The organism is Actinomycetospora straminea (genome assembly GCF_028737255.1).
GTDB classification, from domain to species: Bacteria; Actinomycetota; Actinomycetes; order Mycobacteriales; family Pseudonocardiaceae; genus Actinomycetospora; species Actinomycetospora straminea.
In genome coordinates this window covers 64,163-88,561 of record NZ_JAQZAN010000025.1, presented here as the reverse complement: position 1 = coordinate 88,561, position 24,399 = coordinate 64,163, and the positions used below count along the sequence as shown (strand labels likewise).

The window sequence follows — 24,399 nt, the reverse complement described above, 5'->3', positions numbered from 1 at the left end:
CCGTGCCTGCCGCCACGGAGCGCGCCGGTGCGACGATGGGTCGCGTGGCCAGTGGTGTGGGTGAACATCAGCAGGCCGAGGTCGAGGCGGGGACGCTCCTCGTGGCCTCCCCGACCCTGACCGACCCCAACTTCGCGCGCTCGGTCGTGTTCATCATCGACCACCGGCCCGCCGGCACCCTGGGCGTCGTCCTCAACCGGCCCAGCGAGGTCTCGGTCGCCGACGTCCTGCCGACGTGGGGCCCGCACACGACCAGCCCGAACGCCGTGTTCGTCGGCGGGCCCGTCGAGCAGCGCACCGCCCTGTGCCTCGCCGCCCTGCGCACCGGCGAGGACCCGGCCCGCACCGGCGGCGTCGTCGGCGTCCGCGGGCCCGTCGCGCTCGTCGACCTCGACGGCGACCCCGACGACCTCGCCCCCCGCGTCCGCGGCCTGCGCGTCTTCGCCGGCTACTCGGGCTGGGACCGCGGACAGCTCGCCGGCGAGATCGGCCGCGGCGACTGGTACGTGGTGCCGGCCCTGCCCGACGACGTCCTCGCCCCCGCCGGCTACGACCTCTGGGGCGGGGTCCTGCGCCGCCAGGGCGTGCCCCTCGCGCTGCTGGCCACCCACGTCACCGAGCCGCGCCGGAACTGAGCGCGCCGGTCCCGGACGCAGCGAACGGGTATCTCGCTGCCTCTACGCGCACGAACTCCCCGTTCGCTCGTCGCGCCGAGACGCCCGGCCGGGCCTAGCGTCATCGTCGTGCGACGCGTCGAACCCGGTCCCGGGCAGGAGTCGGTGTGGGACTACCCACGCCCGCCGCGGGCGGAGGCCGTGCGCCGGCGCGCGGTGGTCACGCACGCCGGCACCGTCGTCGCCGACACCGACGACCTCGTGCGCGTGCTCGAGACCAGCCACCCGCCGACCTGGTACCTCCGGCGCACCGCGTTCACCGAGGGCGTGCTGCGCCCGGCCCAGCGCCGGACGGTGTGCGAGTGGAAGGGCACGGCCCGCTACGTCGACGTCGTGGTGCCGGGGGCGGCGCCGCTGACCGACGTCGGTTGGTGGTACCCGCAGGACGCCGTCTACCCCGAGCTCGCCGACCGGGTGGCGCTCTACCCCGCGCCGTTCGACGAGATCACCCTCGACGGCGAGCGGGTCGAGCCCCAGCCCGGCGGGTTCTACGGCGGCTGGATCACCCGGGACGTCGTCGGCCCGTTCAAGGGCGCGCCGGGCACCTGGGGCTGGTGACCTCAGGCCCCCGGGTCGGCGGCGGCGTCGGCCGCCGCCCGCGGGCAGATCGCGCACGAGCCCCCGCAGGCGCCGGCGGCGGGCGCACAGGCGGCCGGCTCCTCCGGCTCCTCGGGCAGCCCCGCGGTGCACGGCGTCGCGGGCAGGGACGCGAGCGCCTCGTGCTCGGCCTGCTCGGCGGCGGCGAACCGCGCGCCGACGACGCCCCCGGCCCCCAGCAGCCCGACCAGCGCGAGCGCCCCGAGGACCAGCATCGTCACCCCGGCGCCGGTGGTCGCGGCACCGAGCGCGGCCCCGGCACCGGCGAGCCCGACCAGCCCGGCGCCCACGAACGCGGGCGCGGCGGCGCGGTTGGCGCGGCGGAAGGCGTCGACGCTGTGCATGGTCCACACCGTGCGGATGCCGAGGACGCGGTTGCGCGGCAGGCGGTGCCGCAGGGCGAGCAGTCCGGCGCCGCCCACCACGAGCGCCGCCACCGCCAGGACCAGGGCCGGGACGATCACACCCCCAGAGTAGGCTCGGTGGTGTCCTCGCGGGATCCGCGGTGCCCCCGTGGGGCGCGGCGTGCGCGGGTCGACGGCGAACCCACCCGCGGGGCCTCCCGGCGGGACGGACGGGACCGCCGGACCCGGTCGCGGGCTCCCCGCGGGACGACCCGAGGTCGATACCCAGGAGGAGTGCCGTGACCGCCGAGCCCGAGGTGGCGAGCCGCGCCGACAGTGCCGGTGGCGCCGGCGGTGGCAGTGGTGGCAGTGGTGGCGGCGTGCCGCCGTACCGCTACACGGCCGCGCTCGCGAACGAGATCGAGCGGCGCTGGCAGGACCTCTGGGAGTCGCAGGACACGTTCGCCGTCGCGAACCCGTCCCCCGACGGTCCGCCGCCCGCGGGCGAGAAGTTCTACCTGATGGACATGTTCCCCTACCCGTCCGGCGCCGGGCTGCACGTCGGGCACCCGCTGGGGTTCATCGGCACCGACGTCCTGGGTCGCTTCCTGCGCATGACCGGGCGCCACGTGCTGCACACCATGGGCTTCGACGCCTTCGGCCTCCCCGCCGAGCAGTACGCCGTGCAGACCGGGACCCACCCGCGCACCACCACCGAGGCGAACATCGCGCGCTACCGCGCCCAGATCCGCCAGCTCGGGCTCGCGCACGACCAGCACCGCTCGGTGTCGACGACGGACGTCGAGTTCTACCGGTGGACGCAGTGGATCTTCCTGCAGATCCACGGGTCCTGGTACGACGCCGAGGCCGGCCGCGCGCGCCCGATCAGCGAGCTCTCCGACGAGCTGACCGCCGGCATCCGCGCGCTGCCCGACGGCCGCGACTGGGCGACGCTGTCGCGCCCCGAGCAGGACCGGGTGCTCGACGACCACCGCCTGGCCTACCTCGCCGACGCCCCCGTCAACTGGTGCCCGGCGCTGGGCACGGTGCTCTCCAACGAGGAGGTCACCGCCGACGGACGCTCCGAGCGCGGCAACTTCCCCGTGTTCCGGCGCAACCTGCGCCAGTGGATGATGCGCATCACCGCGTACGCCGACCGCCTGGCCGACGACCTCGACGGCGTCGACTGGCCCGACTCGGTCAAGACGATGCAGCGCAACTGGATCGGGCGCTCGCAGGGCGCGCAGGTCCGGTTCACCTCGGACGCGGGGCCCATCGAGGTGTTCACCACCCGCCCGGACACCCTGTTCGGCGCGACCTACCTGGTCCTGGCCCCCGAGCACCCGCTGGTCGACGCGCTGACCCCCGACGCCTGGCCGTCGCCCCCGACCGGCGACGAGCTCGACGGCCGCTGGACCGGCGGCGCGGCGACCCCCGCCGAGGCCGTCGCCGGCTACCGCCGCGTCGTCGCCCAGCGCTCGGACCTCGAGCGTCAGGAGGCCCGCGACAAGACGGGCGTGTTCACCGGCTCCTGGGCGACCAACCCGGTCAACGGCGAGCCGCTGCCGATCTTCGTCGCCGACTACGTCCTCATGGGCTACGGCACCGGCGCGATCCTGGCCGTGCCCGGCCAGGACCAGCGCGACTGGGACTTCGCGTCCGTCTTCGGCCTGCCGATCCGGCGCACGGTGGCGCCGCCCGAGGGCTTCGACGGCGAGGCCTACGTCGGCGCGGGTCCGGCGATCAACTCCGCCAACGACGAGATCAGCCTGGACGGGCTGGAGGTCGACGCGGCGAAGTCGGCGATCGTCACGTGGCTCGCCGGGCGGGGCGCCGGGGAGCCGGTGGTGCAGTACAAGCTGCGCGACTGGCTGTTCTCCCGCCAGCGCTACTGGGGCGAGCCGTTCCCGATCGCCTACGCGGCCGAGGGAGAGACCGACGGCGGGCCCTCGATCCCGCGCGCGCTGCCGGCGTCGGACCTGCCGGTGCTGCTGCCCGACGTCGAGGACTACGCGCCGAAGTCGTTCGCTCCCGACGACCGCGACTCCTCGCCGGAGTCGCCGCTGGCCCGCGCGACCGAGTGGGTGTCGTTCACCGCGGACCTGGAGTCCGACCCCGAGCGGGGCTTCGCCGACTACCTGCGCGAGACCAACACGATGCCCCAGTGGGCGGGCTCGTGCTGGTACTACCTGCGCTACCTCGACCCGGACAACAAGGAGCGCTTCGTCGACGCCGACGTCGAGCGCTACTGGCTCGGCCCGCAGGGGCCCGGCGACCCGGGCGGCGTCGACCTCTACGTCGGCGGCGTCGAGCACGCCGTGCTGCACCTGCTCTACGCCCGGTTCTGGCACAAGGTGCTGTTCGACCTCGGCCACGTCTCGTCGTCCGAGCCGTTCCGCAAGCTGTTCAACCAGGGCTACGTCCAGGCCTGGGCCTACACCGACGCGCGCGGGGTCTACGTGCCGGCCGAGGAGGTCGTCGAGGACGCCTCCGCGTCCACCGGATTCACGTGGAACGGCGAGCCGGTGCGCCAGGAGTACGGGAAGATGGGCAAGTCGCTGCGCAACGTGGTGACGCCCGACGAGATGTGCGAGGCCTACGGGGCCGACACGTTCCGGCTCTACGAGATGTCGACCGGGCCGATGGAGGCCTCGCGCCCGTGGTCGACGCGCGACGTCGTCGGCTCGCACCGCTTCCTGCAGCGCGTCTGGCGCCTCGTGGTCGACGAGCAGACCGGCGAGCTGCGCGTCGGCGACGCCGAGCCGGACCGCGACACGCTCACGGCCCTGCACAAGGCGATCGACGGCGTGCGCACCGACCTGCCGGCGATGCACTACAACACCGCGGTCGCGAAGCTCATCGAGCTGGCGAACCACCTGACCAAGACCTACCCCGACGGGGGCACGCCGCGGTCGGTCGTCGAGCCGCTGGTGCTGCTGCTCGCGCCGCTGTGCCCGCACCTCGCCGAGGAGCTGTGGTCGCGGCTGGGCCACCCGCAGACGCTCGCGTACGCCCCGTTCCCGGAGGCGGACCCGGCGCTGCTGGTCGAGGACACCGTCGAGTACCCGATCCAGGTCAACGGCAAGGTCCGCTCCCGCGTCACGGTGCCGGCGACCGCCACCGAGGACGAGGTCCGGGCGGCGGCGCTCGCCGACCCCAAGGTGGTCGAGCTCCTCGCCGGCGCCGAGCCGCGCAAGGTCATCGTCGTGCCCGGGCGCCTGGTCAACATCGTCCGCTGAGACGACGGAGGCCCCGCCGACCGGCTCGGTCGGCGGGGCCTCCGTGGTGCACGGGGAGCGTCAGGCAGGCCCGCGCTCGCCGCGGATGAACTCCTCGACGCGGTCGTAGGCCACCGAGTCGCGGTACTGCTCGGGCGGCGACTTCATGAAGTACGACGACGGCGCGAGCAGCGGGCCGCCGATGCCGCGGTCCATCGCGATCTTCGCCGCGCGGACGGCGTCGATGATGATGCCCGCGGAGTTCGGGGAGTCCCAGACCTCGAGCTTGTACTCCAGCGACAGGGGCACGTCGCCGAAGGCGCGGCCCTCGAGGCGGACGTAGGCCCACTTGCGGTCGTCGAGCCACGGCACGTGGTCCGACGGGCCGATGTGGACGTTGCCCTTGCCCATGTCGCGGTCGATCTGCGACGTCACCGAGTTGGTCTTCGACGTCTTCTTCGACTCCAGGCGCTCGCGCTCGAGCATGTTGCGGAAGTCCATGTTGCCGCCGACATTGAGCTGCATCGTGCGGTCGAGGTGGACCCCGCGGTCCTCGAAGAGCTTCGCGAGCACGCGGTGGGTGATCGTGGCGCCGACCTGCGACTTGATGTCGTCGCCGACGATCGGCACGCCCGCGTCGGTGAACTTCTGCGCCCACTCGGGGTCCGACGCGATGAACACCGGCAGCGCGTTGACGAACGCCACGCCGGCGTCGATGGCGCACTGCGCGTAGAACTTGTCGGCCTCCTCGCTGCCCACGGGCAGGTAGGAGACGAGCACGTCGGCGCGGGCCTCGCGCAGCGCGGCCACGACGTCGACGGGGTCGCCGTCGGCCTCGGTGATGGTCTCGCGGTAGTAGCGCCCGAGGCCGTCGTAGGTGTGGCCGCGCTGGACGGTCACGCCCGTCGGGGGCACGTCGGCGATGCGGATCGTGTTGTTCTCGGACGCCACGATGGCGTCGGCGAGGTCCTGGCCGACCTTCTTGGCGTCGACGTCGAACGCGGCCACGAACTCGAGGTCGCGGACGTGGTACCCGCCGAAGTCGACGTGCATCAGACCCGGCACCCGCGTGGCCGGGTCGGCGTCGGCGTAGTACTGCACGCCCTGTACGAGCGACGCGGCGCAGTTGCCCACGCCGACGATCGCCACTCGGACCGAACCCATGGCAGTTCTCCTCTTGTCTCTTCCTCGGGGGTGACGGGTGACGGACCTGTGGGGTGTCAGGCGCCGTGTGGGGACGGGCGGGCGGTGCCGCCCGGCTCGTCGTCGGGGCTCGGGGACGGACCCTCGGCGCGCTCGGCGGCGATGAGCTCGTTGAGCCAACGGACCTCGCGCTCGGTGGACTCGAGACCGATGCGGTGCAGCTCGCGGGTGTAGTGGTCGATCTGCTCGCCGGCCCGGGACAGCGTGGAGCGCAGTCCCTCGCGGCGCTCCTCCACCTGGCGCCGCCGGCCCTCGAGGATGCGCATGCGCACCTCGACCGGCGTCCGGGAGAAGAAGGCCAGGTGGATGCCGAAGCTCTCGTCGTCCCAGGCCTGCGGTCCGACCTCGCCGAGCAGCTCGTCGAACCGGTCCTTGCCCTCGGCGGTCAGCTCGAACACCCGGCGCCCGCGGCGCGTCTTCGAGCCCCAGGAGCCACGCGACGCCGACCGGGTCGACCGGGATCGGGTGGACGCCGCGGTCGCCGGGTCCACCGTGCCCTCGTCGGCGGCGTCGTCCGCCGCGTCGGTGGTCTCGGCGATCAGCCCGGCACGTTGGAGCCGGCGCAGGGTCGGGTAGAGCGAGCCCCAGGAGAACGCGCGGAAGGTGCCGAGGCGGGCGTGGAGCTGCTTGCGCAGCTGGTAGCCGTGCATCGGCGCCTCGTGGAGCAGGCCGAGGACCGCGAGCTCGAGCACCGGCCGCCTCCCCCCTCGCGCACCTGCCGATCGCCGGGTCGCCGCGACGATCACGGCGACCCTCTGCGACGACCATATCGGACCGATACATCACGCGACCCCGATCGGCGATCACGTCACAGTCGATCGGGCCTCCGGGGCTCCCGGACCCCGCCGGAGCAGGGGACGGACACCGGTCACGGTGGCTAGGCTGGCCTCGTGCCGGGAGTCCGTCAGGTGGTCGACTACGCGCTGCAGCGCCGCGCGGCGCTCGCCGACGTCGCGGCCGGCCGCGTAGCCACCGCGGACGCCTGCGACGCCGGGGTCTACCTGCTCCAGGCGGCCTCGTACCACGGCCGGCCGACCGCCCGGCCGTGCCCGCTCTGCCGGCAGGAACCGCTCGTGGAGGTCAACTGGATCTTCGGCGAACGCCTCGGTGCGGCCGCCGGATCCGCTCGTTCCGCCGACGAGATCAGCCGTCTGGCGGATGCGATCAGCGAGTTCACCGTCCACGTCGTGGAGGTCTGCCGATCGTGCCGATGGAACCACCTCGTACAGTCATACGTCCTGGGGACCGACGACGCGTCGGGAGGAGGCCGCCGGCGCCGCCGGACCGCCTCCCCCTGACGGCTCCGGCCGATCGCGGCCCCCGGGACCGACGGGATGGCCCTCGGGCCTGAACACAGGGCACCACCCGGCATCGGGAGGCGATCGGTGGACGACGAGCGGCGCACGGAGCGCGGGGGTACGCGACCCTCCGCGCCCGACCGCGGCACCCCACCCCCGCCGCCGGCCCGGCCCGGCGGCCGTGGGGGCCCGCCGCCCGGCTCCCCGCCCGGCCCACCCCGCGGCGCCCCCGGCCGCCCGCCCGCGGGACCGCCGCCGGGACACGGCCGTCCCGGGCCGCACCCGCCGGGCCCCCGCAACGGCGCCCCGCACCCCGACGGCGGCCTGCCCCCGGGCTGGCGCCCCGTCCCCCCGTCGCAGAACCCCACCCGTCAGCACGACCACAGCTCGGTCGACGCCCCGACCGTCGCGAACGGCACGGCTACTTCCGCCACCTCAGCGACCTCGGCCACGTCCGCGACCGCCACGTCGGCAGCGTCGGCCGTGCCCGCCGCCCGCCGCAGCGCCGTCGGCACCGTCACGCCGCCCGAGGGGCGCGAGACGGCCCGCGAGCCGCGCCTGCTGACCCACGACACCGCGCGTCCCCGCGGCACGGGCGAGCACGGCCGCAACGGCTCGGCCACCCGCGCGATGGCGCCGACCGCCGCGGCCGGGTCGTCGCGCGCCGCCATGGCCGCCGGCGGGCTCTCGGGCACGGCCGTGGCCCCGTCGCGCACGCGGCCCGGCCGGGGCGACGACGGCGGCGACGAGCCCCCGCGCGGCCGCCGTCCCGGCCGTCCCGGCCCGCCCGGCCCCGGGCCGAAGCGCCGCAGCCGCCGTCTCCGGCGCATCGTCGTCCTGCTGCTCGGCCTGGTGATCCTCGGGCCGGTGCTCGCGTTCGCGGTCGGCTGGATCTTCTTCCGCGTGCCGACGCCGGACGACGCGGCCAACAACCAGGTCGCGACGATGTCCTACGCCGACGGGTCGTCGCTGGCCTCGCTCGTGCCCGAGCAGGGCAACCGGATCAAGGTGCCGGTCACCCAGGTGCCCCTGCACGTGCAGCAGGCGGTGCTCTCGGCCGAGGACCGCTCGTTCTACTCGAACCTCGGCTTCGACCCCGTCGGCATCCTGCGGGCCACCTGGAACCAGGCCACCGGCGGCTCGGGCGGCGGGTCGACGATCACGCAGCAGTACGTGAAGAACGTGCTGGTGGGCGACGAGTACTCGCTGTGGCGCAAGTACCGCGAGGTGGTGATCGCGGCGAAGATCTCCCAGGAGCAGTCCAAGGAGGAGATCCTCGGCAACTACCTCAACACGATCTACTTCGGCCGCGGCGCCTACGGCATCCAGGCCGCCTCGCAGTCGTACTTCGGCAAGGACGTCTCGCAGCTGACCGTGTCCGAGGGCGCGATGCTCGCCGGGCTCATCCAGTCGCCGTCGCGCTGGGACCCCGCGGTCGACCCCGGCATGTCCCAGCAGCGCTGGACCTTCGTCCTCGACGGCATGGTCAGCCAGAGCTGGCTGCCGGCCGGCGAGCGCGCGGGCCAGACGTTCCCCGCGACCATCCCGCCGCAGCCGCGCCGCAGCGGCATCCCGGACAACGACCGCGGCCACATCGTCTCGGCGGTGCGCGACGAGCTGAACTCCTACGGGATCACCGAGCAGCAGGTGAACCAGGAGGGTCTGCAGGTCACGACCACCATCGACCCGGAGCTGCAGGACGAGGCCGTCGAGTCCGTCGAGCGCCAGCTGCGCGGGCAGCCGCAGAACCTGCGCACCGCGCTGGTGTCGGTCGACCCGCGCACGGGCGCCGTGCTCGCCTACTACGGCGGGCAGGAGGGCTCCGGGTTCGACTACGCGCAGACCCGCCGCCAGCCCGGCTCGTCGTTCAAGCCGTTCGTGCTGCTCGCGGGCCTGCAGCGCAACCCCTCGCCGATCGGTCTCGGCACGACGTTCGACGGCTCGAGCCCGCAGACGATCGCGGGCACCGAGGTCGAGAACAACGAGGGCGAGAACTGCGCCAACTGCGACCTGCGCACGGCCATGACGCAGTCGATCAACACCGTCTTCTACCAGCTCGGCGTCCAGGTGGGCCCGCAACGCGTGGCGGACGCGGCGCACCAGGCCGGCGTCAGCGCCGAGCTCCCGAACCCCTCGGGCGGTATCTCGCTGGGTGACCGCGAGGTCCGGCCCGGCGACATGGCCGCGGCGTACGGCACGTTCGCCGCCGACGGCGTCTACCACCGCCCGCACCTCGTCAGCCGCGTCACCACGGCCGATGGCCGCGTGCTGTTCGACGCGGGGGCGCCGGCCGGCGAGACGCGGATGACCCAGCAGCTCGCCCGCAACGTCACCGAGGCGATGCTGCAGGTGGCCGACCACTCCGGGATCCCGCTGTCCGGGGGCCGCCCGGTGGCCGCGAAGACGGGCACCGTGCAGTCGTCGGTGGAGGGCCAGAACAACGACGCGTGGATGGTCGGGTTCACGCCCTCGATCTCCACGGCGGTGTGGGTCGGCACCGACGACAACACGCCGATCAAGAACCGCAGCGGGGCACCGATCTACGGTCGCGGCGTGCCCGGCCAGATCTGGCAGGGCTACATGAACGACGCCCTGAGCGGCGATCCGGTCGAGCAGTTCTCCGAGTTCCGCCCGATCGGCACCCCGCCCCAGACCACGCCGACCGCGCCGCCGGAGGGGCAGTGCGTCGAGGGCCAGCCGTGCCCGCCCGAGGGCCAGGAGGGCGGTGACCAGGGCGGCGACCAGGGTGACCAGGGCCAGTACGGCGGTGACGGCGGCTACTACGGCGGTGACCAGGGCCAGTACGGCGGCGGCGACCAGGGCGGCGGCGGTGACCAGGGCGGTCAGCCCGCGGGCCAGGCCGCCGACGGCGGCGGTGGCGGTGACGGCGGTGGTGGTGGCGGCCAGGGCGGCGACGGCGGTGGCGGCCAGGGCGGCGGTGGCGGTGACGGCGGCGGTGGTGACGGCGGCGGTCTGTTCGGTGGTGGCTGACGCCCGATCCGGAGGGCGGCCCGCGTGACCGGCGCCCCCACCCACTCCGGCTCGTCCCGGGCGCGCACCCACGACCCCGCCTCGCTGGGCCCCGACCAACGGGTGCGCCCCACCCAGGAGGACCCGTTCGTCGCGTCGCTCTCGGCGGCGGTCGGGGGGCCGCTGGGCGAGCACGCCGTCGCCGGTCGGGCGCGGTTCCTGACCCCGCTGCGGGTGGTGCTGCTGCTCGCGGTCGTCGTGCTGGCGCTCGCCTGGTTCGCCAAGGCGCCGTGCCTGCAGCAGTACCCGGGCGACGACGGGCTCGAGCTCGACTGGCGCGACGGCCGCCAGTACGTCGCGATGTGCTACTCGGACACGGTCCCGCTCTACACCGCCGAGCGTCTCGACACCGGTGGCGTGCCGTACGTGACGTCGTGGGTCGACCGCCGCGAGGACGGCAGCGAGCAGGTCCGCTACATGGAGTACCCGGTGCTCACGGGGTTCTTCCAGTGGGCCAACGCGCGCCTCGCGGACCTCTGGCTCGCCGGCGCCGACGCGGGCCTGCTCCCCGGCGGGCTCGCGGTGGTCGTCTACTTCGATCTCTCGGCGTTCTGGCTCGCGCTCGCGTGGCTGGTGACGATCTGGGCGATGGTCCGGCTGCGACCCGGGCGGCCGTGGGACGCCGCGCTGGCCGCGGTGTCGCCCCTGGTCGCGGTGCACGCGTTCACGAACTTCGACACCCTCGCCGTCGCCGCCGCGACGCTGGGGATGCTCGCCTGGTCGCGGCGACGACCGGTGCTCGCCGGCGTCGTGCTCGGCATCGGGGCGGCGGCGAAGCTCTACCCGCTGTTCCTGCTCTTCCCGCTGCTGCTGCTCTGCCTGCGCGCCGGACGGATGCGGGCGTGGGCGCAGGCGACCGCGGCCGGGGTGCTGGCGTGGGCGCTGATCAACCTGCCCGTCGCCTGGCTCGCGCCCGCGGGCTGGTGGGAGTTCTTCCGGCTCAACGGTGAGCGCGGCGCCGACCCCGACTCGCTCTACAACGTCGTCGCCGGGTTCACGGGGTGGAGCGGGTTCGACGGGCCGCTCGCGCCGGGGCAGCCGCCGACGGTGCTCAACGCCGTCAGCGCCGTGCTGTTCGCGGTGTGCTGCCTGGCGATCGCGGTGCTCGTCGTCCGGGCGCCGCGGCGACCGCGGTTCGCGGCGATCGCGTTCCTCGTCATCGTGGCGTTCCTGCTGACCAACAAGGTGTGGAGCCCGCAGTACTCGCTGTGGCTCGTGCCGCTCGCGGTGCTCGCCTACCCGCGCTGGCGCCCGCTGCTGGTGTGGATGCTGCTCGACGCGCTGGTCTGGGCGCCGCGGATGTACTACTACCTCGGCACCGACGCCAAGGGCCTGCCCGCGCCCTGGTTCTACGGCGCGGTCGTCGTGCGCGACGTCGCGGTCCTCGCCGTCGCCGCGCTGGTCGTCCGGTCGGTCCTGCGGCCCGAGCACGACCCGATCCGCACGCCCCGCGACCCGTCGTTCTCCCGCGGGCTCGACGACCCCGACGGCGGCGTGCTCGACGGCGCCCCCGACGAGGCGCGTCGCCTGGCGCGGGCCGACGCCGTGCTCGACACGGTCGGCGGGGTCGTCGGCCGACCCGTCGGGCGCCTGCTTCGGCGGCGGCGGGAGCGGACCACAGTCCCCCGATGAGGGCGGGTCCGCACCGGCGGGCGTGTCGCTGGGCGACGACCTCGGCGGGCGGGTGAGGCTGGGCGTCACCACCGGGCGACCTCCTCGTTGGTCACCACGTGCCGCCGGTCGGCCCGCTCCCCCCGTGGGGCTCCGCCGGCACTCCCCCGGGCAGACGGAGAAAGGTCCCCTTCATGGCGCTGCGTGCTCCCCGCCTGCTGACGGCCGCCCTCGCCGGCGGCGTGCTGACGGGAACGCTCCTCCTCGGTGCCGGGTCCGCGCTGGCGGCGCCGGCCGCCGACGACGTCGTCGAGGCGCGCTGCGGGGAGACGGTGCGCGCCGAGCCCGGCCAGACCGTCAAGGTGATCCCCGACCTCGGGCTGCCGTTCCTCCGCGAGGTCACCCGCGGCATGGACCCCATCACCAAGCTCGTCGGCGGGCTCCTGTGCCGCGTGCAGGTGCAGGTCGTCGAGCCCGTCTCCGAGCAGGTCGCGCAGGCCGCCCCGCCGCTGCGACCGGCGACCGAGCAGCTCAGCCGCGGCACGGGCGCGGTGCTCGACCCCGAGCCGCAGGAGGCGCCGACCTCGGCGTCCCGGGCCGCCCGCACCCCGGCGCCGGCCGCCGCAGCCGCGCCGACGCTGACCCCGCAGCAGGCCGCCGCCGCCGCGCCGGCCTTCGCGCCCGCGTTCGGCGCCCTGCCCTCGTCGTTCCTGCGCTCGGCGTCCGGCCCGGCCCCGGGCCTGCGCGCCCTCGACCCCAACGCCCTGCTCGGGTCCGCGTTCCCCGGCCTGCGCGCCGGCGCCCCGGCCTACCTCGGCTACGACTCGGCCAGCGCGGTGACCACCGCGAGCCAGGTCCAGGCGCTGCCGGTCGACGGGCTGAGCGACGGCGGGGTCGGCGTGCCCGCGCTGATCGCGGTCCTCGCGCTGTCGGGCGTCGCGGCCTTCACGGTCCGTCGCGTCGTGCTGGGCAAGGCCACCGCGGCGGCGTCGGCCGCGCCGGTCGTCACGCCCGAGGAGGACGACGTCGAGGCCGGCGCCACCGCCACGGCAGCGACGACAGCGAGGTCCGCCGGCGACACCGGCGCCACCCGGGCGGTGGGCGCGGCCGAGGACACGGTCGGGAACACGGACGAGGACGACGCCGAGGACCTCGACGAGGCCGCCGCAGCGCGCACCCCGGCCGTCGGCCGCACGCCCGTCCCGGCCTGACCCGCAGACCTCGACGCACCCGACGGAACCGTCGGGCGGGCTGCTGCGTCGGACCCGGTAGGGCCTCGGCGGGACCGGCATCGCAGGTTGCTAGCCTGGAAGGACCGAGACCCTCCTGCCACGGAACGTCCGTGGCCGCTCAGCCCACAGGAGGTGAGTGGATCTCGTGCGCCACTACGAACTGGTCGTGATCCTCGAGCCGAGCCTCGACGAGCGCACCGTCGCCCCGTCCCTCGAGACGTTCCTCAACGTCGTCCGCAAGGACGGCGGCACCGTCGAGAACGTCGAGGTCTGGGGCCGCCGTCGCCTCGCCTACGAGATCGAGAAGAACGCCGAGGGCATCTACGCGGTGCTCGACATCAACTGCGAGCCCGCCACGGTCAAGGAGATGGACCGCCAGCTCGCGCTGAACGAGTCCGTGCTGCGGACCAAGGTCATGCGCCGCGACCCCGCCTTCGCCGGGCGCCGGGGCAAGGCGAACTGATGGCCGGCGACACGGTCATCACCGTCGTCGGCAACCTCACCGCCGACCCGGAGCTGCGGTTCACGCCGTCCGGTGCCGCCGTCGCCAACTTCACGGTCGCGTCGACGCCGCGCACCTTCGACCGCCAGAGCGGCGAGTGGAAGGACGGCGAGGCGCTGTTCCTGCGCTGCAACATCTGGCGCCAGGCCGCCGAGAACGTCGCCGAGACGCTCACGCGCGGGGCCCGGGTGATCGTGCAGGGACGGCTCAAGCAGCGCTCGTTCGAGACCCGCGAGGGCGAGAAGCGCACCGTCATCGAGCTCGAGGTCGACGAGGTCGGCCCCTCGCTCCGCTACGCCACCGCGTCCGTCACCAAGGCCTCCCGGGGCCAGGGCGGCGGCGGGTACGGCGGTGGCGGCGGGGGCTACGGCTCCGGCGGCGGCAACGGTGGCGGCGGCTACGGCTCCGGGGGCTCCGGTGGGTCCGGCGGCGGCTACGGCGGGTCCGACGACCCGTGGGCCTCGGCCCCGGCCGCCGGATCGTCGGGCGGCAGCGGCGGCTACGACGACGAGCCCCCCTTCTAGACCTCACACATCCCAGTTCTGCTCAGGAGAAGACACACCATGGCGAAGCCGCCGGTGCGCAAGCCGAAGAAGAAGGTCTGCACCTTCTGCAAGGACAAGAACCAGCTGATCGACTACAAGGACACCAACCTCCTGCGGAAGTACATCTCCGACCGGGGGAAGATCCGCGCGCGTCGGGTGTCGGGCAACTGCAGCCAGCACCAGCGCGACGTGGCCACCGCGGTGAAGAACTCGCGCGAGATGGCGCTCCTGCCCTACACGTCGACGGCGCGCTGAGGGAGGACGACGTGAAGCTCATCCTCACCGCCGACGTCCCCAACCTCGGGGGCCCCGGCGACAACGTCGAGGTCAAGGACGGCTACGGCCGCAACTTCCTGCTGCCCCGCGGGCTGGCCATCGTCGCCACCCGCGGCGCGCAGAAGCAGGTCGACACGATCCGTCGCACCCAGGAGGGCAAGCGAATCCGCGACCTCGACCACGCCAAGGAGGTCGCCGGGCAGATCCAGGGCCTCGGCACCGTCACGGTCACCGGCAAGGCCGGCCAGGGCGGGCGCCTCTTCGGCTCGGTCACGCCGGCCGACGTCGTGTCCGCGGTCCGCGCCCAGGGCGGCCCGAACCTCGACAAGCGGTTCATCGACATCGCCGGGCACATCAAGTCGACCGGCGACCACACGGTCGTCGTCCGGCTGCACCCCGACGTCGCGGTCGACCTTCCCCTGGACGTCCAGGGCGCCTGACCGCCAGCAGTCCCCACCTCGGGCCCGGCACCTCCTGGTGCCGGGCCCGACGTGTGTCCGGGGTGTCAGCGACGTGCCTCCGCCGACACCGGACGTCCGTATCGGTACGTCGATCACCCGGCGATCACGGCGTCGATCACCCGTCGATCACCCGTCGACCGACCCGGCGATCACCGGTGGTCGCACGGTGGTCACCCTGCGGTGGCCGCCCGGCGAGCCGGGCCCGCCGCTCGGCTCGACACGCCCCGCGAGCGGGTGAACACCCCGGCGACACGCCCCGGGACGACGCGCCGTGCGGCCCTCCATCCACTTGTTGTCCACAATGCGCACAGGCCGCTGAGCTGCACGGATGAGGCGGATGAGGGTGTTGCCAACAGGTTGTCCCCAGGTGTGTGCCCACCGCGGGGGTGTGCTCGGCGGACCGATCCCGGGGCTGTCCCCACTCCATCCCCAGGGCCTGCTGGAGCCGCGTTCGCCGGGGACCTAGCGTGCCCCCGGAACGCGGTCGCGACGGCTGCCGACGGGTCGCCGCCTCGCGCCGGCCCGGCCGGAGCCCGGTGGGCTGTCGGAGAGCACTGCTAGAACAGGTGTTCGACGGGTGCGGTGCGTCGAGGGCCTGTCCGGGGCGAGCGGAGGGAGTGACCGTCGTGGCGGTGCTGGACGATCGGGGGACGTCCGGGCGGGGTCCGGAGCGTCCGGGCTCGGCCCCGCCGGAGTTCGACCGGCAGCCGCCGCAGGACCTGCCGGCCGAGCAGTCGGTACTGGGCGCGATCCTGCTGTCCAAGGACGCGATCGCCGACGTCATCGAGATGCTCAAGCCCGACGACTTCTACCGTCCGGCCCACCAGACGGTCTACGAGTGCGTGCTCGACCTCTACGGCCGCGGCGAGCCCGCCGACCCGGTGACGGTGTCGGCCGAGCTCGAGAAGCGCGGCGAGCTGCTGCGCATCGGCGGCGCGCCGTACCTGCACACCCTCATCGCGACGGTCCCCACGGCGGCCAACGCCGGCTACTACGCCGAGATCGTCGCCGACCGCGCGATCCTGCGCCGCCTCGTCGAGGCGGGCACGCGCATCGTCCAGCTCGGCTACCACGGGGCCGAGGGGTCGGACACCGACGACATCGTCGACCGGGCCCAGGCCGCCGTCTACGAGGTCACCGACCGGCGGGTCACCGAGGACTACGTCGCCCTCGAGGACGTCCTCCAGCCGACCATGGACGAGATCGACGCCATCGCCTCGCGCGGCGGGGTGTCGTTCGGCGTGCCGACGGGCTTCACCGACCTCGACGACGTCACCAACGGCCTCCACGCCGGCCAGATGATCATCGTGGCGGCGAGGCCCGGCATCGGGAAATCGACCCTGGGGATGGACTTCGCCAGGTCGGCAAGCGTCAAGCACGGCCTGACCTCGGCGTTCTTCTCCCTGGAGATGAGCCGCACCGAGATCGTCATGCGCCTTCTCTCCGCCGAGGCGAAGATCCGCCTGGCCGACATGCGCGCCGGCACCATGACCGACGACGACTGGACGCGGCTCGCGCGGCGCATGAGCGAGATCAGCGAGGCGCCGCTGTTCATCGACGACTCGCCCAACATGACGATCATGGAGATCCGGGCGAAGGCGCGGCGGCTCAAGCAGCGCCACGACCTGAAGCTGATCATCCTCGACTACATGCAGCTGATGACCTCGGGCAAGAAGGTCGAGTCCCGCCAGCAGGAGGTCTCGGAGTTCTCGCGTCAGCTCAAGCTGCTGGCCAAGGAGCTCGAGGTCCCGCTGGTCGCGATCAGCCAGCTCAACCGTGGTCCCGAGCAGCGCACCGACAAGAAGCCGATGCTCTCCGACCTCCGCGAGTCCGGGTCGCTCGAGCAGGACGCCGACATGGTCATGCTCATCAGCCGCCCCGACGCGTTCGAGCGCGACGACCCGCGCGCCGGCGAGGCCGACCTCATCCTCGCCAAGCACCGCAACGGCCCCACGGCGACGATCACCGTGGCCCACCAGCTGCACTACAGCCGCTTCAGCGACATCGCCCGGGGTTAGGCGCCGCCCGCTCCCCGGAGGACGTCGGGGAGGCCGAACAGCGGGACCAGCGCCGGATCGTGGAACTTGACCACCCGCGCGATCCCGGTGGCGGTGGGCGCGAGCACCACGACGCCGTCGGCGCGCAGCGCGCCGGCGGGGTCCCGGCGGTAGACGGCGGCGGCGGGCTGACCGTTCGCGACGACGCCGACCATCCGCCAGTCGCCCGCGGTCGCCAGGACGAAGGTGCGCAGCACGTGTACGCACATGGTCCGGCCCGCCTGCCACTGCCGGAACGGCGTCGCCTCCAGCACGGCGTCCGCGCGCAGCACCTGCTCGAGCAACCGGGCGTCGGACCGCTCGAAGGCCGCCACGTAGCCGTCGAGCAGCGCGCGGGTGCGCGGGTCGGAGGGCTCGAGGAGCTCGTCGGCGTCCGCCGCGACCTCGTGGAGGCGCGCGCGGGCACGCTGGAGGCCGCTCTTGACCGCGGCCGTGCTCGCGTCGAGCACGGCCGCGGTCTCGAGCGCGGAGAACGCCAGCACGTCCCGCAGGAGGAAGATCGCGCGCTGGCGGGCGGGCAGGTGCTGGAGGCTCGCGATGAGCGCGAGCCGCAGCGACTCCCGCGCGACGACGGTGGCCGCCGGGTCGTCGGCGGGGGCGTCGGTCCAGCCGTCCGGCAACGGCTCCAGCCACGAGACCTCGCCCGGGCCCACCAGGTCCGGCGGTCGATCCGGGTCCTCCTGGGCGCCGCCCAGGCCGGAGGGGAGCAACCGCGGCCGGCGCGACCGGAGCGCCGTGAGGCAGACGTTGGTGGCGATCGTGTACAGCCAGGTGCGCACCGACGCCCGGCCCTCGAAGGCGTCGTAGGAGCGCCACGCCCGCAGGTACGCCTCCTGGACGAGGTCCTCGGCGTCGTGCGCGGAGCCCGTCATGCGGTAGCAGTGCGCCACCAGCTCGCGGCGGAAGGGCTCGGTGTCGGCGGCGAAGCGGTCGCGGGCCGGCGGCGCCGCGCCGTGCGGGGTCACGGTCGGAGGCTAGGGCGCGGCGGGCCGGTCCGGGTCACGGCAGCAGGGCCAGCTTCCCGACGGTCGCCCGGGCCTCCAGTTCCGCGAGGGCCTTCGGCCCGTCGGTCAGGGCGTGGGTCGTGGGCGCGCCGGGGGCGATGACCCCGGCCGCGAGCAGCTCGGCCATCTCCTGCAGCACCTCGCCGAAGACGTGCGGCGCGGCCTGCGCGAGGACACCGATGTTCAGCCCGACGACCTGGACCTGGTGGCGGTACACCAGATCCCAGGTGCTGATCGAGCCCGGGCCACCGGCCATGCCGAGGACGACGACCCGGCCCGTGACCCGCCGGGTCACGGCGAGGCTGGCGGGGAGGGTGGGCCCGCCGACCGACTCGAGCACCAGGTCGACGCCCACGCCGCCCGTCGCGCGCAGGACGTCCGCCGCGAGATCGTCGGCGCGGGCGTCGACGACGTGGTCGGCACCCCGCTCCCGGACCACCGCGTGCTTGTCGGCCGACGCCGCGCCGACCACGGTGGCGCCGCGGTGGCGGGCCAGGGTCACCGCGGCCTGCCCGGTCGCGCCGGCGGCCGCGTGGACGAGGACGGTCTGCCCGGCACGGAGCCCGCCGAGCGGCCCGAGCGCCGCGATCGCGGTCGGCCAGTTGACCACCAGGCCCACGGCCTGCTCGTCGGTCCACCCGGCGGGCACGGGGAGCGCGCCCGCCGCGGGCAGCACCGCGTAGTCGGCGAACGCGCCGCCCGCGATGCAGGCACCGACGACGTGGGCGCCCGGCGCCACGGTGGTCACGCCCTCGCCGACCCGCACGACCTCCCCCGCGGCCTCGATCCCGGCCACGTAAGGCGGCTGCGGGCCGCCGCCGAAGGTGCCGTACGCCTGCTGGAGGTCGGCGACGTTGACGCCCGCGGCCCCGACGCGGACGAGGACCTCGCCCGGCCGGGGCTCCGGGACCGGCACCTCGTGGACCACCAGGTCCCGGGGGCCGTGCGAGGACGTCTGTCGGAGGGCGCGCATGGTCGGCGGGACGGTCACGGGTGCTCCTCGGTGCGGGGGTGCCGCCTCCTGGACGAGGAGGCACCGGTGACCGGGTAGACCTCCGTCGCGCCCGGGAGGAATCGGTCGGCCCCCCGAGTCCGTCAAGGCGAGCGCAGCGGCCACACCACGACGACGGTGAGTGCCAGGAGCACCCCGATGAAGCCGACGGTGGCGGGCCAGCCGGCCAGGCCGTAGGCGACGCCGCCGAGCGTCCCGCCCACCGAGGAGCCGACGTAGAACGCGCCGAGGTAGAGCCCGGACGCCACGGCGCGGCCGTGCTCGGCCCGCCGGCCGACCCACGCGCTCGCCACGGGGTGCGCGGCGAAGAAGCCGACGGTCAGCAGCACGAGGCCGCCGACGACGACGCCGACGAACGGCGTCAGCATCGCCACGGCCCCGACGGCCGCGAGCCCGGCGGCCCCGATGAGGACGGGCCGGGCGCCGACGCGGTCGGCGAGCCGCCCCGCGCGGGTCGAGGTGGCCGTGCCGACCGCGTAGAGCACGAACACGAAGCCGACGACCAGCGGCGGCAGCCGGAAGGGCGGACCGAGCAGGAGGAACGTCACGTAGTTGTAGGCGCAGACGAACACGCCCATGACGAGCAGCCCGACCGCGAGGAGCCGGCGCATCACGGGGTCGCGCAGGTGCGCGCCGACCTCCCGCAGGAGCGCCCCGACGCCGACGGGTGCGGGGCGGAAGCGGCGCGAGGCGGGCAGCACCAGCGCGAACGCGACGAGGCAGGCGGCCGAGAGCAGCGCGATCCCGCCGAGCGCCCAGCGCCACGAGCCGGTGAGGTCGGCGAGGGCACTGACCACGACGCGGCCGCCGAAGCCGCCGACCGAGTTGCCGGCGACGTAGAGGCCCATCGCGCCGCCGAGGTGCCGGCCGTCGATCTCGTCGGCGAGGTAGGCCATGCCGACCGCGGGCAGCCCGGCCAGCGCCAGGCCCTCGAGGCCGCGCAGGACGAGCAGCAGCCCGAAGCCGGGGGCGACCGCTGCGGCGAGGCCGAGCACGACCGCGGCCACCAGCGAGCCCAGCATCACCGGGCGCCGGCCCCACCGCTCAGAGAGCGCGCTGGCCGGGATGATGCCGACGGCCACGGCGGCGGTGCTCACCGAGACCGACAGCGACGCCTCACCCGGCGTGATCCCGTAGGCGTCGACGAGCGCCGGGAGCAGCGGCTGCGTGGCGTAGAGCAGGGCGAACGTCGTGAAGCCCGCGAAGAACAGCCCGATGGCGACCGGGCGGAAGCCGGGCTCGCCGCGGCGCAGGGCCGTCGGGACCGCGGGCTCCAGCGACGTCGACATCGTTGCCGAGGCTAACGGTCAGGACCCGCTCACGCCTCGGTCTCGTTCGTCACCCACGCCAGGTAGGGCCCGTGCCCGCCCACGACGGGCAGGACGAGCACCTCGGGCACGTCGTAGGTGTGCTCGGCGACGAGGCGATCGCGCAGGTCGTCGACGCGGGCGGCGTCGGTCTTGAGCCAGAGCTGCCACTCCGGCTCCACCGACACCGTGCCCTCCCAGCGGAACACGCTGCGCACCGGGCCGGCGATCTGCACGCACGCGGCCAGGTGCGCGTCGACGAGCAGGCGGGCAAGCCGCTCGGCCTCGTCGGCGGAGTCGGTGGTGGTGAGCACGACGCGGGCGGTGGGTGCGTCAGACATCGGGGAGCCTCCGAAGCCGTCGAGGGAAGGCGGTCCGTGCCACGATGCGCCGATGCTCCTCGTCACCGGTGCCACCGGGTTCGTCGGGTCGGCGGTCGTCACGCTGCTGCACGAGCGGGGGTACGCGGTGCGGGCCGTGGTGCGCGATCCCGCGCGGGCCGACGTCCTGCCCGACGGCGTCGAGCGGGTGGCCGCGGACCTCGCCGACGGCGAGTCCCTGGCCCGCGCGATGGACGGCTGCGAGGGCGTCTTCCACCTCGCCGCCGCCGTGGGCGCGCCCGGTCCGGAGGCGCACGAGCTCAACGTCGGCGGGACGCGGCGGGTCGTCGAGGCGGTGCGGCGGGCCGGGGTCCGGCGGCTGGTCCACACCTCGACCAGCGCCGCGATCGCCGTCCCCGACCCCGACGGCCCCGGCCTGCTCGTCGCCGAGGACGCCGCGGGGGGCACCGCGCTCACCGACCCCTACTCGGCGACCAAGGCCGAGGCCGAGGCGGTCGTGCTCGACGCGGTGGCCGCAGGCGAGGTGGACGCCGTCGTCGCCACCGTCGTCAACGCCTACGGGCCGTCGCCGCGCGGGCCGCTGAGCTACGACCAACTGCTGGTCGCGGCGGCGCGCGGCGAGGTCGGCGACATCGTCGACACCCGGGTCGGCTGGACGCTCGCCGAGGACGTCGCGGCGGGCCAGCTCCTCGCCTTCACCGACGGCGAGGCGGGCCGGCGCTACGTGCTGTGCGGGCAGGTCGCGTCGTTCCCCGAGGTGCTCGACACCTACTGCGAGCTGGCCGGCAGCCCCCACCGCGTGCGCGCGCTCCCCGAGGGCAGCGAGCTCTCCCCCGACGCGCCGCCGTTCGCCGACCGCTCGGTGGTCTACGGCCGGCTCGGCGGCTACCGCGTGCGCGACGACCACGCCCGCGCGCTCGGCGTGACGGCCCGCGGGATCGCCGAGGGGCTCGAGGTCACGGCCCGCTGGATGGCCGCCGTCTCGGCCTGACGGGGGCTACCGACCGGTCGGGTGGGAGATGGGACACGCCCGCCCGCGTCCGCGGACCGCCAGTGCCAGGGTGGAGGCCACGGCCGGGACTCCACACGGCCGGGGAGAGGGTGAGTTGATGACCGACGACAGCGGGGTCGGACACGGCGTCGTGGCCGCCTCCGGGGAGTTCACGCTGGGCGACGACCTGACGGTGCGGCGGCTGGGCTACGGCGCCATGCGGCTGACCGGCGAGGGCATCTGGGGTCCGCCGAAGGACCCGGACACCGCGGTGGCCGTGCTGCGCCGCGCCGTCGACCTCGGGGTGGACTTCGTCGACACGGCCGACTCGTACGGCCCGTACGTCAGCGAGGAGCTGGTCCGCGAGGCGCTGTACCCCTACCGCGGGGTCGCGGTCGCGACGAAGGCCGGCCTGCTGCGCACCGGGCCGAACAAGTGGATCCCGTGCGGGCGGCCCGACTACCTGCGCCAGGAGTGCGAGATGAGCCTGCGCCGCCTCGGCGTGGAGACCCTCGACCTCTTCCAGCTCCACCGCATCGACCCGCACGTCGCCGCCGACGAGCAGTTCGGCCTGCTCGCCGACCTGCAGCGCGAGGGCAAGGTGCGCCACGTCGGCCTGAGCCAGGTCTCGGTCGCCGAGATCGAGGCGGCCGGGCGGATCGTCGACGTCGCGTCGGTGCAGAACCGCTACAACCTCGTCGACCGCTCGTCGGACGATGTGCTGCGCCACTGCACCGCGCACGGCATCGGGTTCATCCCGTGGGCGCCGGCCGACGCGGGCAAGCTCGCCGAGCCGGGCAACGCCGCCGAGCGCGCGGCCGAGGCCTTCGGCGCGACGCCGGCGCAGGTCGCGCTGGCGTGGCTGCTGCAGCGCAGCTCGGTGATGCTGCCGATCCCGGGCACGAGCTCGCTGGAGCACCTCGAGGAGAACTGCGGCGCCGCGGCCCTCGAGCTCGACCGCAGCACCGTCGCCACCCTCGACGCGGCGGCGTAGACCCCTTCAGGAGCCTCAGGCCCCGACGCGCACCGGACGGGCGCGCTCGGCGTCCCGCCGGGCGCGCCGGTCCTTGAGCCGCGCGAGGAGGCCGTGCGGCGGCTCCGGGTCCTCGCCCCGCTCGACGCGCTCGGCGGCGGCCACGATGCGCCGCTCCATGCCCCCGAACACGAGCACGTGGAACGGGGCGATCACCCACCAGTAGGCGTGGCCCGCGAGCCCGTGCGGGAAGAAGATCGCGCGCTGGCGGTAGGTCGAGCCGTCCTCGGTCGGCGCGACGCGCAGCTCGAGCCACGCGAGCCCCGGCGCCTTCATCTCGGCGCGCAGGCGCAGCAGCCGCTCGCCCTCGGCCAGCTCGAGCCCGACCGCGTCGCGGCGGTCGGTGCTGCGCTCGTCGAGGCACTCCTCGACACGCCACCAGTCCAGCGCGTCGCCGACCTTGAGCGAGTCGGCGTCCCGGCGGCCCCGGCGCAGGCCCACGCCGCCGACGAGGCGGTCCATCACCCCGCGCGCCCACCAGCCCAGCGGGAACGAGTACCAGCCGCGCTCCCCGCCGATGCCGGTGACGACGTCCCAGACGTGCTCCACCGACGCCGACGACGGGCGCTCGCGCACGTCGGTGTAGACGGTGCCGCCGGCCCACTCGGGGTCGCTCGGCAGCGGGTCCGAGGGCGCGTAGCCCGCGTTCGCGCCCGACCAGCGCGTCTCGACCTGCCCGCTGCTGATGCGCTGCAGTGCGAGCTCGACGGCGCGGTGGAACCCGGTGAGCCCGCCCTCGGGCTGCGCGACGAAGCGATCGATGTCGTGCTCCTGGGCGACCACCTCGTGGATGAGGGAGTCGATCAGCGGGACGGCCGTCGAGCGGGGCACGGGCGTCACGAGGTTGACCCAGTGCGACGACAGCCGCGGCGTCAGCACCGGCACCGGCAGCATCGTGCGCTTCGGCAGCTCCGCGACCTCGGCGAAGCCCTCCATCATCTGCAGGTAGGTCAGGACGTCCGGCCCGCCGATGTCGAAGGTGCGGTTCACCTCGGCCGGCACGGTCACCGCGCGCACCAGGTAGTGCAGGACGTCGCGGATCGCGATCGGCTGGACGCGGTGGTGCACCCACGACGGCGTGAGCATCACCGGCAGCCGCTCGGTGAGGTAGCGCAGCATCTCGAAGCTCGCCGACCCCGACCCGAGGATCACCGCCGCCTGCAGCACGACGGTCGGCACGCCGGAGCGCAGGAAGATCTCGCCGACCTCGGCGCGCGAGGCGAGGTGCTCGGAGAGGTCGTTGGGGTCCAGGCCCTCGGGGTGCATGCCGCCGAGGTAGACGATGCGCGACACCCCGGCCTCGCGGGCCGCCTGCGCGCTGATCATGGCGGCGCGCCGGTCGACGGCGGCGAAGCCCTGCTCGGACAGGGAGTGCACGAGGTAGTAGAGGACGTCGGCGCCCTGGCACGCCCGGCGCATCGACTCCTCGTCGAGCACGTCGCCCTCGACCACCTCGACGTCGGCGGCCCACGGGACGTCGCGCATCTTGCCGGGACTGCGCACGACGCAGCGCACGTCGTGGCCCTCCGCGGCCAGGCGCGGCGCGAGCCGCCCGCCGATGTAACCCGTCGCTCCGGTGACCACGCATCGCACGACGGCGATCGTGGCGCGAGAGCGACCGGCCCGCAGCCCGACCGGCCCGCGCGGGTCGGGTTCCGGGCCC

Annotated in this window: 22 protein-coding genes; 14 read left to right on the top strand and 8 right to left on the bottom strand. The window is 74.7% G+C overall.

What is annotated here, in order from left to right:
- Positions 1 to 44: 44 nt before the first annotated feature.
- Together PH190_RS26440 and PH190_RS26435 are read left to right on the top strand one after the other, a co-directional pair.
- The gene (locus PH190_RS26440) at positions 45 to 635 is read left to right on the top strand and encodes a YqgE/AlgH family protein (RefSeq protein WP_274234525.1); all 591 of its coding nucleotides are present in this window, start codon (positions 45 to 47) and stop codon (positions 633 to 635) included.
- 108 nt (positions 636 to 743) lie between these two features.
- The gene (locus tag PH190_RS26435; RefSeq protein WP_274234524.1) at positions 744 to 1,232 is read left to right on the top strand and encodes a DUF427 domain-containing protein; all 489 of its coding nucleotides are present in this window, start codon (positions 744 to 746) and stop codon (positions 1,230 to 1,232) included.
- A 2-nt stretch (positions 1,233 to 1,234) separates the two neighbouring features.
- On the opposite strand, the gene PH190_RS26430 is transcribed toward PH190_RS26435, so the two are convergent.
- On the bottom strand, positions 1,235 to 1,735 hold the full coding sequence (locus tag PH190_RS26430) for an SdpI family protein (protein WP_274234523.1): 501 nt from the start codon (positions 1,733 to 1,735) through the stop codon (positions 1,235 to 1,237).
- Positions 1,736 to 1,995: 260 nt separating this feature from the next.
- Between PH190_RS26430 and PH190_RS26425 the strand changes: the two genes are divergently transcribed.
- Complete coding sequence (locus PH190_RS26425; protein ID WP_274234530.1) at positions 1,996 to 4,854, top strand: leucine--tRNA ligase; 2,859 nt, start codon at positions 1,996 to 1,998, stop codon at positions 4,852 to 4,854.
- Positions 4,855 to 4,914: 60 nt separating this feature from the next.
- Here PH190_RS26425 and PH190_RS26420 read toward each other — a convergent pair whose 3' ends face one another.
- Together PH190_RS26420 and PH190_RS26415 are read right to left on the bottom strand one after the other, a co-directional pair.
- On the bottom strand, positions 4,915 to 5,997 hold the full coding sequence (locus PH190_RS26420) for an inositol-3-phosphate synthase (RefSeq protein WP_274234522.1): 1,083 nt from the start codon (positions 5,995 to 5,997) through the stop codon (positions 4,915 to 4,917).
- A 56-nt stretch (positions 5,998 to 6,053) separates the two neighbouring features.
- On the bottom strand, positions 6,054 to 6,728 hold the full coding sequence (locus PH190_RS26415; RefSeq protein ID WP_274234521.1) for a PadR family transcriptional regulator: 675 nt from the start codon (positions 6,726 to 6,728) through the stop codon (positions 6,054 to 6,056).
- Between the two features lie 198 nt (positions 6,729 to 6,926).
- Here PH190_RS26415 and PH190_RS26410 point away from each other — a divergent pair, with 198 nt between their 5' ends.
- From PH190_RS26410 to dnaB, 9 genes are all read left to right on the top strand, one after another.
- Complete coding sequence (locus PH190_RS26410; RefSeq protein WP_274234520.1) at positions 6,927 to 7,334, top strand: DUF5318 family protein; 408 nt, start codon at positions 6,927 to 6,929, stop codon at positions 7,332 to 7,334.
- Between the two features lie 483 nt (positions 7,335 to 7,817).
- Entirely contained in the window at positions 7,818 to 10,325 is a 2,508-nt protein-coding gene (locus PH190_RS26405) for a transglycosylase domain-containing protein (protein ID WP_274234519.1), read from the top strand.
- Between the two features lie 24 nt (positions 10,326 to 10,349).
- On the top strand, positions 10,350 to 11,996 hold the full coding sequence (locus PH190_RS26400) for a glycosyltransferase family 87 protein (protein ID WP_274234518.1): 1,647 nt from the start codon (positions 10,350 to 10,352) through the stop codon (positions 11,994 to 11,996).
- A gap of 173 nt (positions 11,997 to 12,169) precedes the next feature.
- Entirely contained in the window at positions 12,170 to 13,186 is a 1,017-nt protein-coding gene (locus tag PH190_RS26395; RefSeq protein ID WP_274234517.1) for a hypothetical protein, read from the top strand.
- A 157-nt stretch (positions 13,187 to 13,343) separates the two neighbouring features.
- Positions 13,344 to 13,670 carry a 30S ribosomal protein S6 gene (gene rpsF / locus PH190_RS26390; RefSeq protein ID WP_274234516.1) on the top strand — a complete coding sequence of 109 codons (327 nt, stop codon included), beginning with the start codon at positions 13,344 to 13,346 and terminating at the stop codon, positions 13,668 to 13,670.
- A complete protein-coding gene (locus tag PH190_RS26385) occupies positions 13,670 to 14,233 on the top strand; it encodes a single-stranded DNA-binding protein (protein ID WP_274234515.1) in 564 nt (187 codons plus the stop codon). Before rpsF ends, PH190_RS26385 begins: the two co-directional genes overlap by 1 nt.
- Positions 14,234 to 14,272: 39 nt before the next feature.
- A complete protein-coding gene (gene rpsR / locus PH190_RS26380) occupies positions 14,273 to 14,509 on the top strand; it encodes a 30S ribosomal protein S18 (RefSeq protein ID WP_116707953.1) in 237 nt (78 codons plus the stop codon).
- A gap of 11 nt (positions 14,510 to 14,520) precedes the next feature.
- On the top strand, positions 14,521 to 14,970 hold the full coding sequence (gene rplI, locus PH190_RS26375) for a 50S ribosomal protein L9 (RefSeq protein ID WP_274234514.1): 450 nt from the start codon (positions 14,521 to 14,523) through the stop codon (positions 14,968 to 14,970).
- 647 nt (positions 14,971 to 15,617) lie between these two features.
- Complete coding sequence (dnaB, locus tag PH190_RS26370; protein ID WP_420791714.1) at positions 15,618 to 17,009, top strand: replicative DNA helicase; 1,392 nt, start codon at positions 15,618 to 15,620, stop codon at positions 17,007 to 17,009.
- On the opposite strand, the gene PH190_RS26365 is transcribed toward dnaB, so the two are convergent.
- From PH190_RS26365 to cutA, 4 genes are all read right to left on the bottom strand, one after another.
- Entirely contained in the window at positions 17,006 to 18,013 is a 1,008-nt protein-coding gene (locus tag PH190_RS26365) for an RNA polymerase subunit sigma-70 (protein WP_274234513.1), read from the bottom strand. The two genes, dnaB and PH190_RS26365, sit on opposite strands and share 4 nt — an antisense overlap.
- Before the next feature lie 34 nt (positions 18,014 to 18,047).
- On the bottom strand, positions 18,048 to 19,043 hold the full coding sequence (locus PH190_RS26360) for a zinc-binding dehydrogenase (RefSeq protein ID WP_274234512.1): 996 nt from the start codon (positions 19,041 to 19,043) through the stop codon (positions 18,048 to 18,050).
- Positions 19,044 to 19,147: 104 nt separating this feature from the next.
- A complete protein-coding gene (locus PH190_RS26355) occupies positions 19,148 to 20,353 on the bottom strand; it encodes an MFS transporter (RefSeq protein ID WP_274234511.1) in 1,206 nt (401 codons plus the stop codon).
- 29 nt (positions 20,354 to 20,382) lie between these two features.
- Positions 20,383 to 20,712, bottom strand: coding sequence for a divalent-cation tolerance protein CutA (cutA, locus tag PH190_RS26350; RefSeq protein ID WP_274234510.1), 330 nt, complete (start codon positions 20,710 to 20,712; stop codon positions 20,383 to 20,385).
- Positions 20,713 to 20,764: 52 nt separating this feature from the next.
- Here cutA and PH190_RS26345 point away from each other — a divergent pair, with 52 nt between their 5' ends.
- Both PH190_RS26345 and PH190_RS26340 read left to right on the top strand, forming a co-directional pair.
- Positions 20,765 to 21,703: an NAD-dependent epimerase/dehydratase family protein gene (locus PH190_RS26345; protein WP_274234509.1), complete on the top strand. Its 939-nt coding sequence runs from the start codon at positions 20,765 to 20,767 to the stop codon at positions 21,701 to 21,703.
- Between the two features lie 118 nt (positions 21,704 to 21,821).
- Entirely contained in the window at positions 21,822 to 22,697 is an 876-nt protein-coding gene (locus PH190_RS26340) for an aldo/keto reductase (protein ID WP_274234508.1), read from the top strand.
- A gap of 15 nt (positions 22,698 to 22,712) precedes the next feature.
- Here PH190_RS26340 and PH190_RS26335 read toward each other — a convergent pair whose 3' ends face one another.
- Positions 22,713 to 24,329 carry an SDR family oxidoreductase gene (locus PH190_RS26335; RefSeq protein WP_274234507.1) on the bottom strand — a complete coding sequence of 539 codons (1,617 nt, stop codon included), beginning with the start codon at positions 24,327 to 24,329 and terminating at the stop codon, positions 22,713 to 22,715.
- Between the last annotated feature and the right edge of the window lie 70 nt (positions 24,330 to 24,399).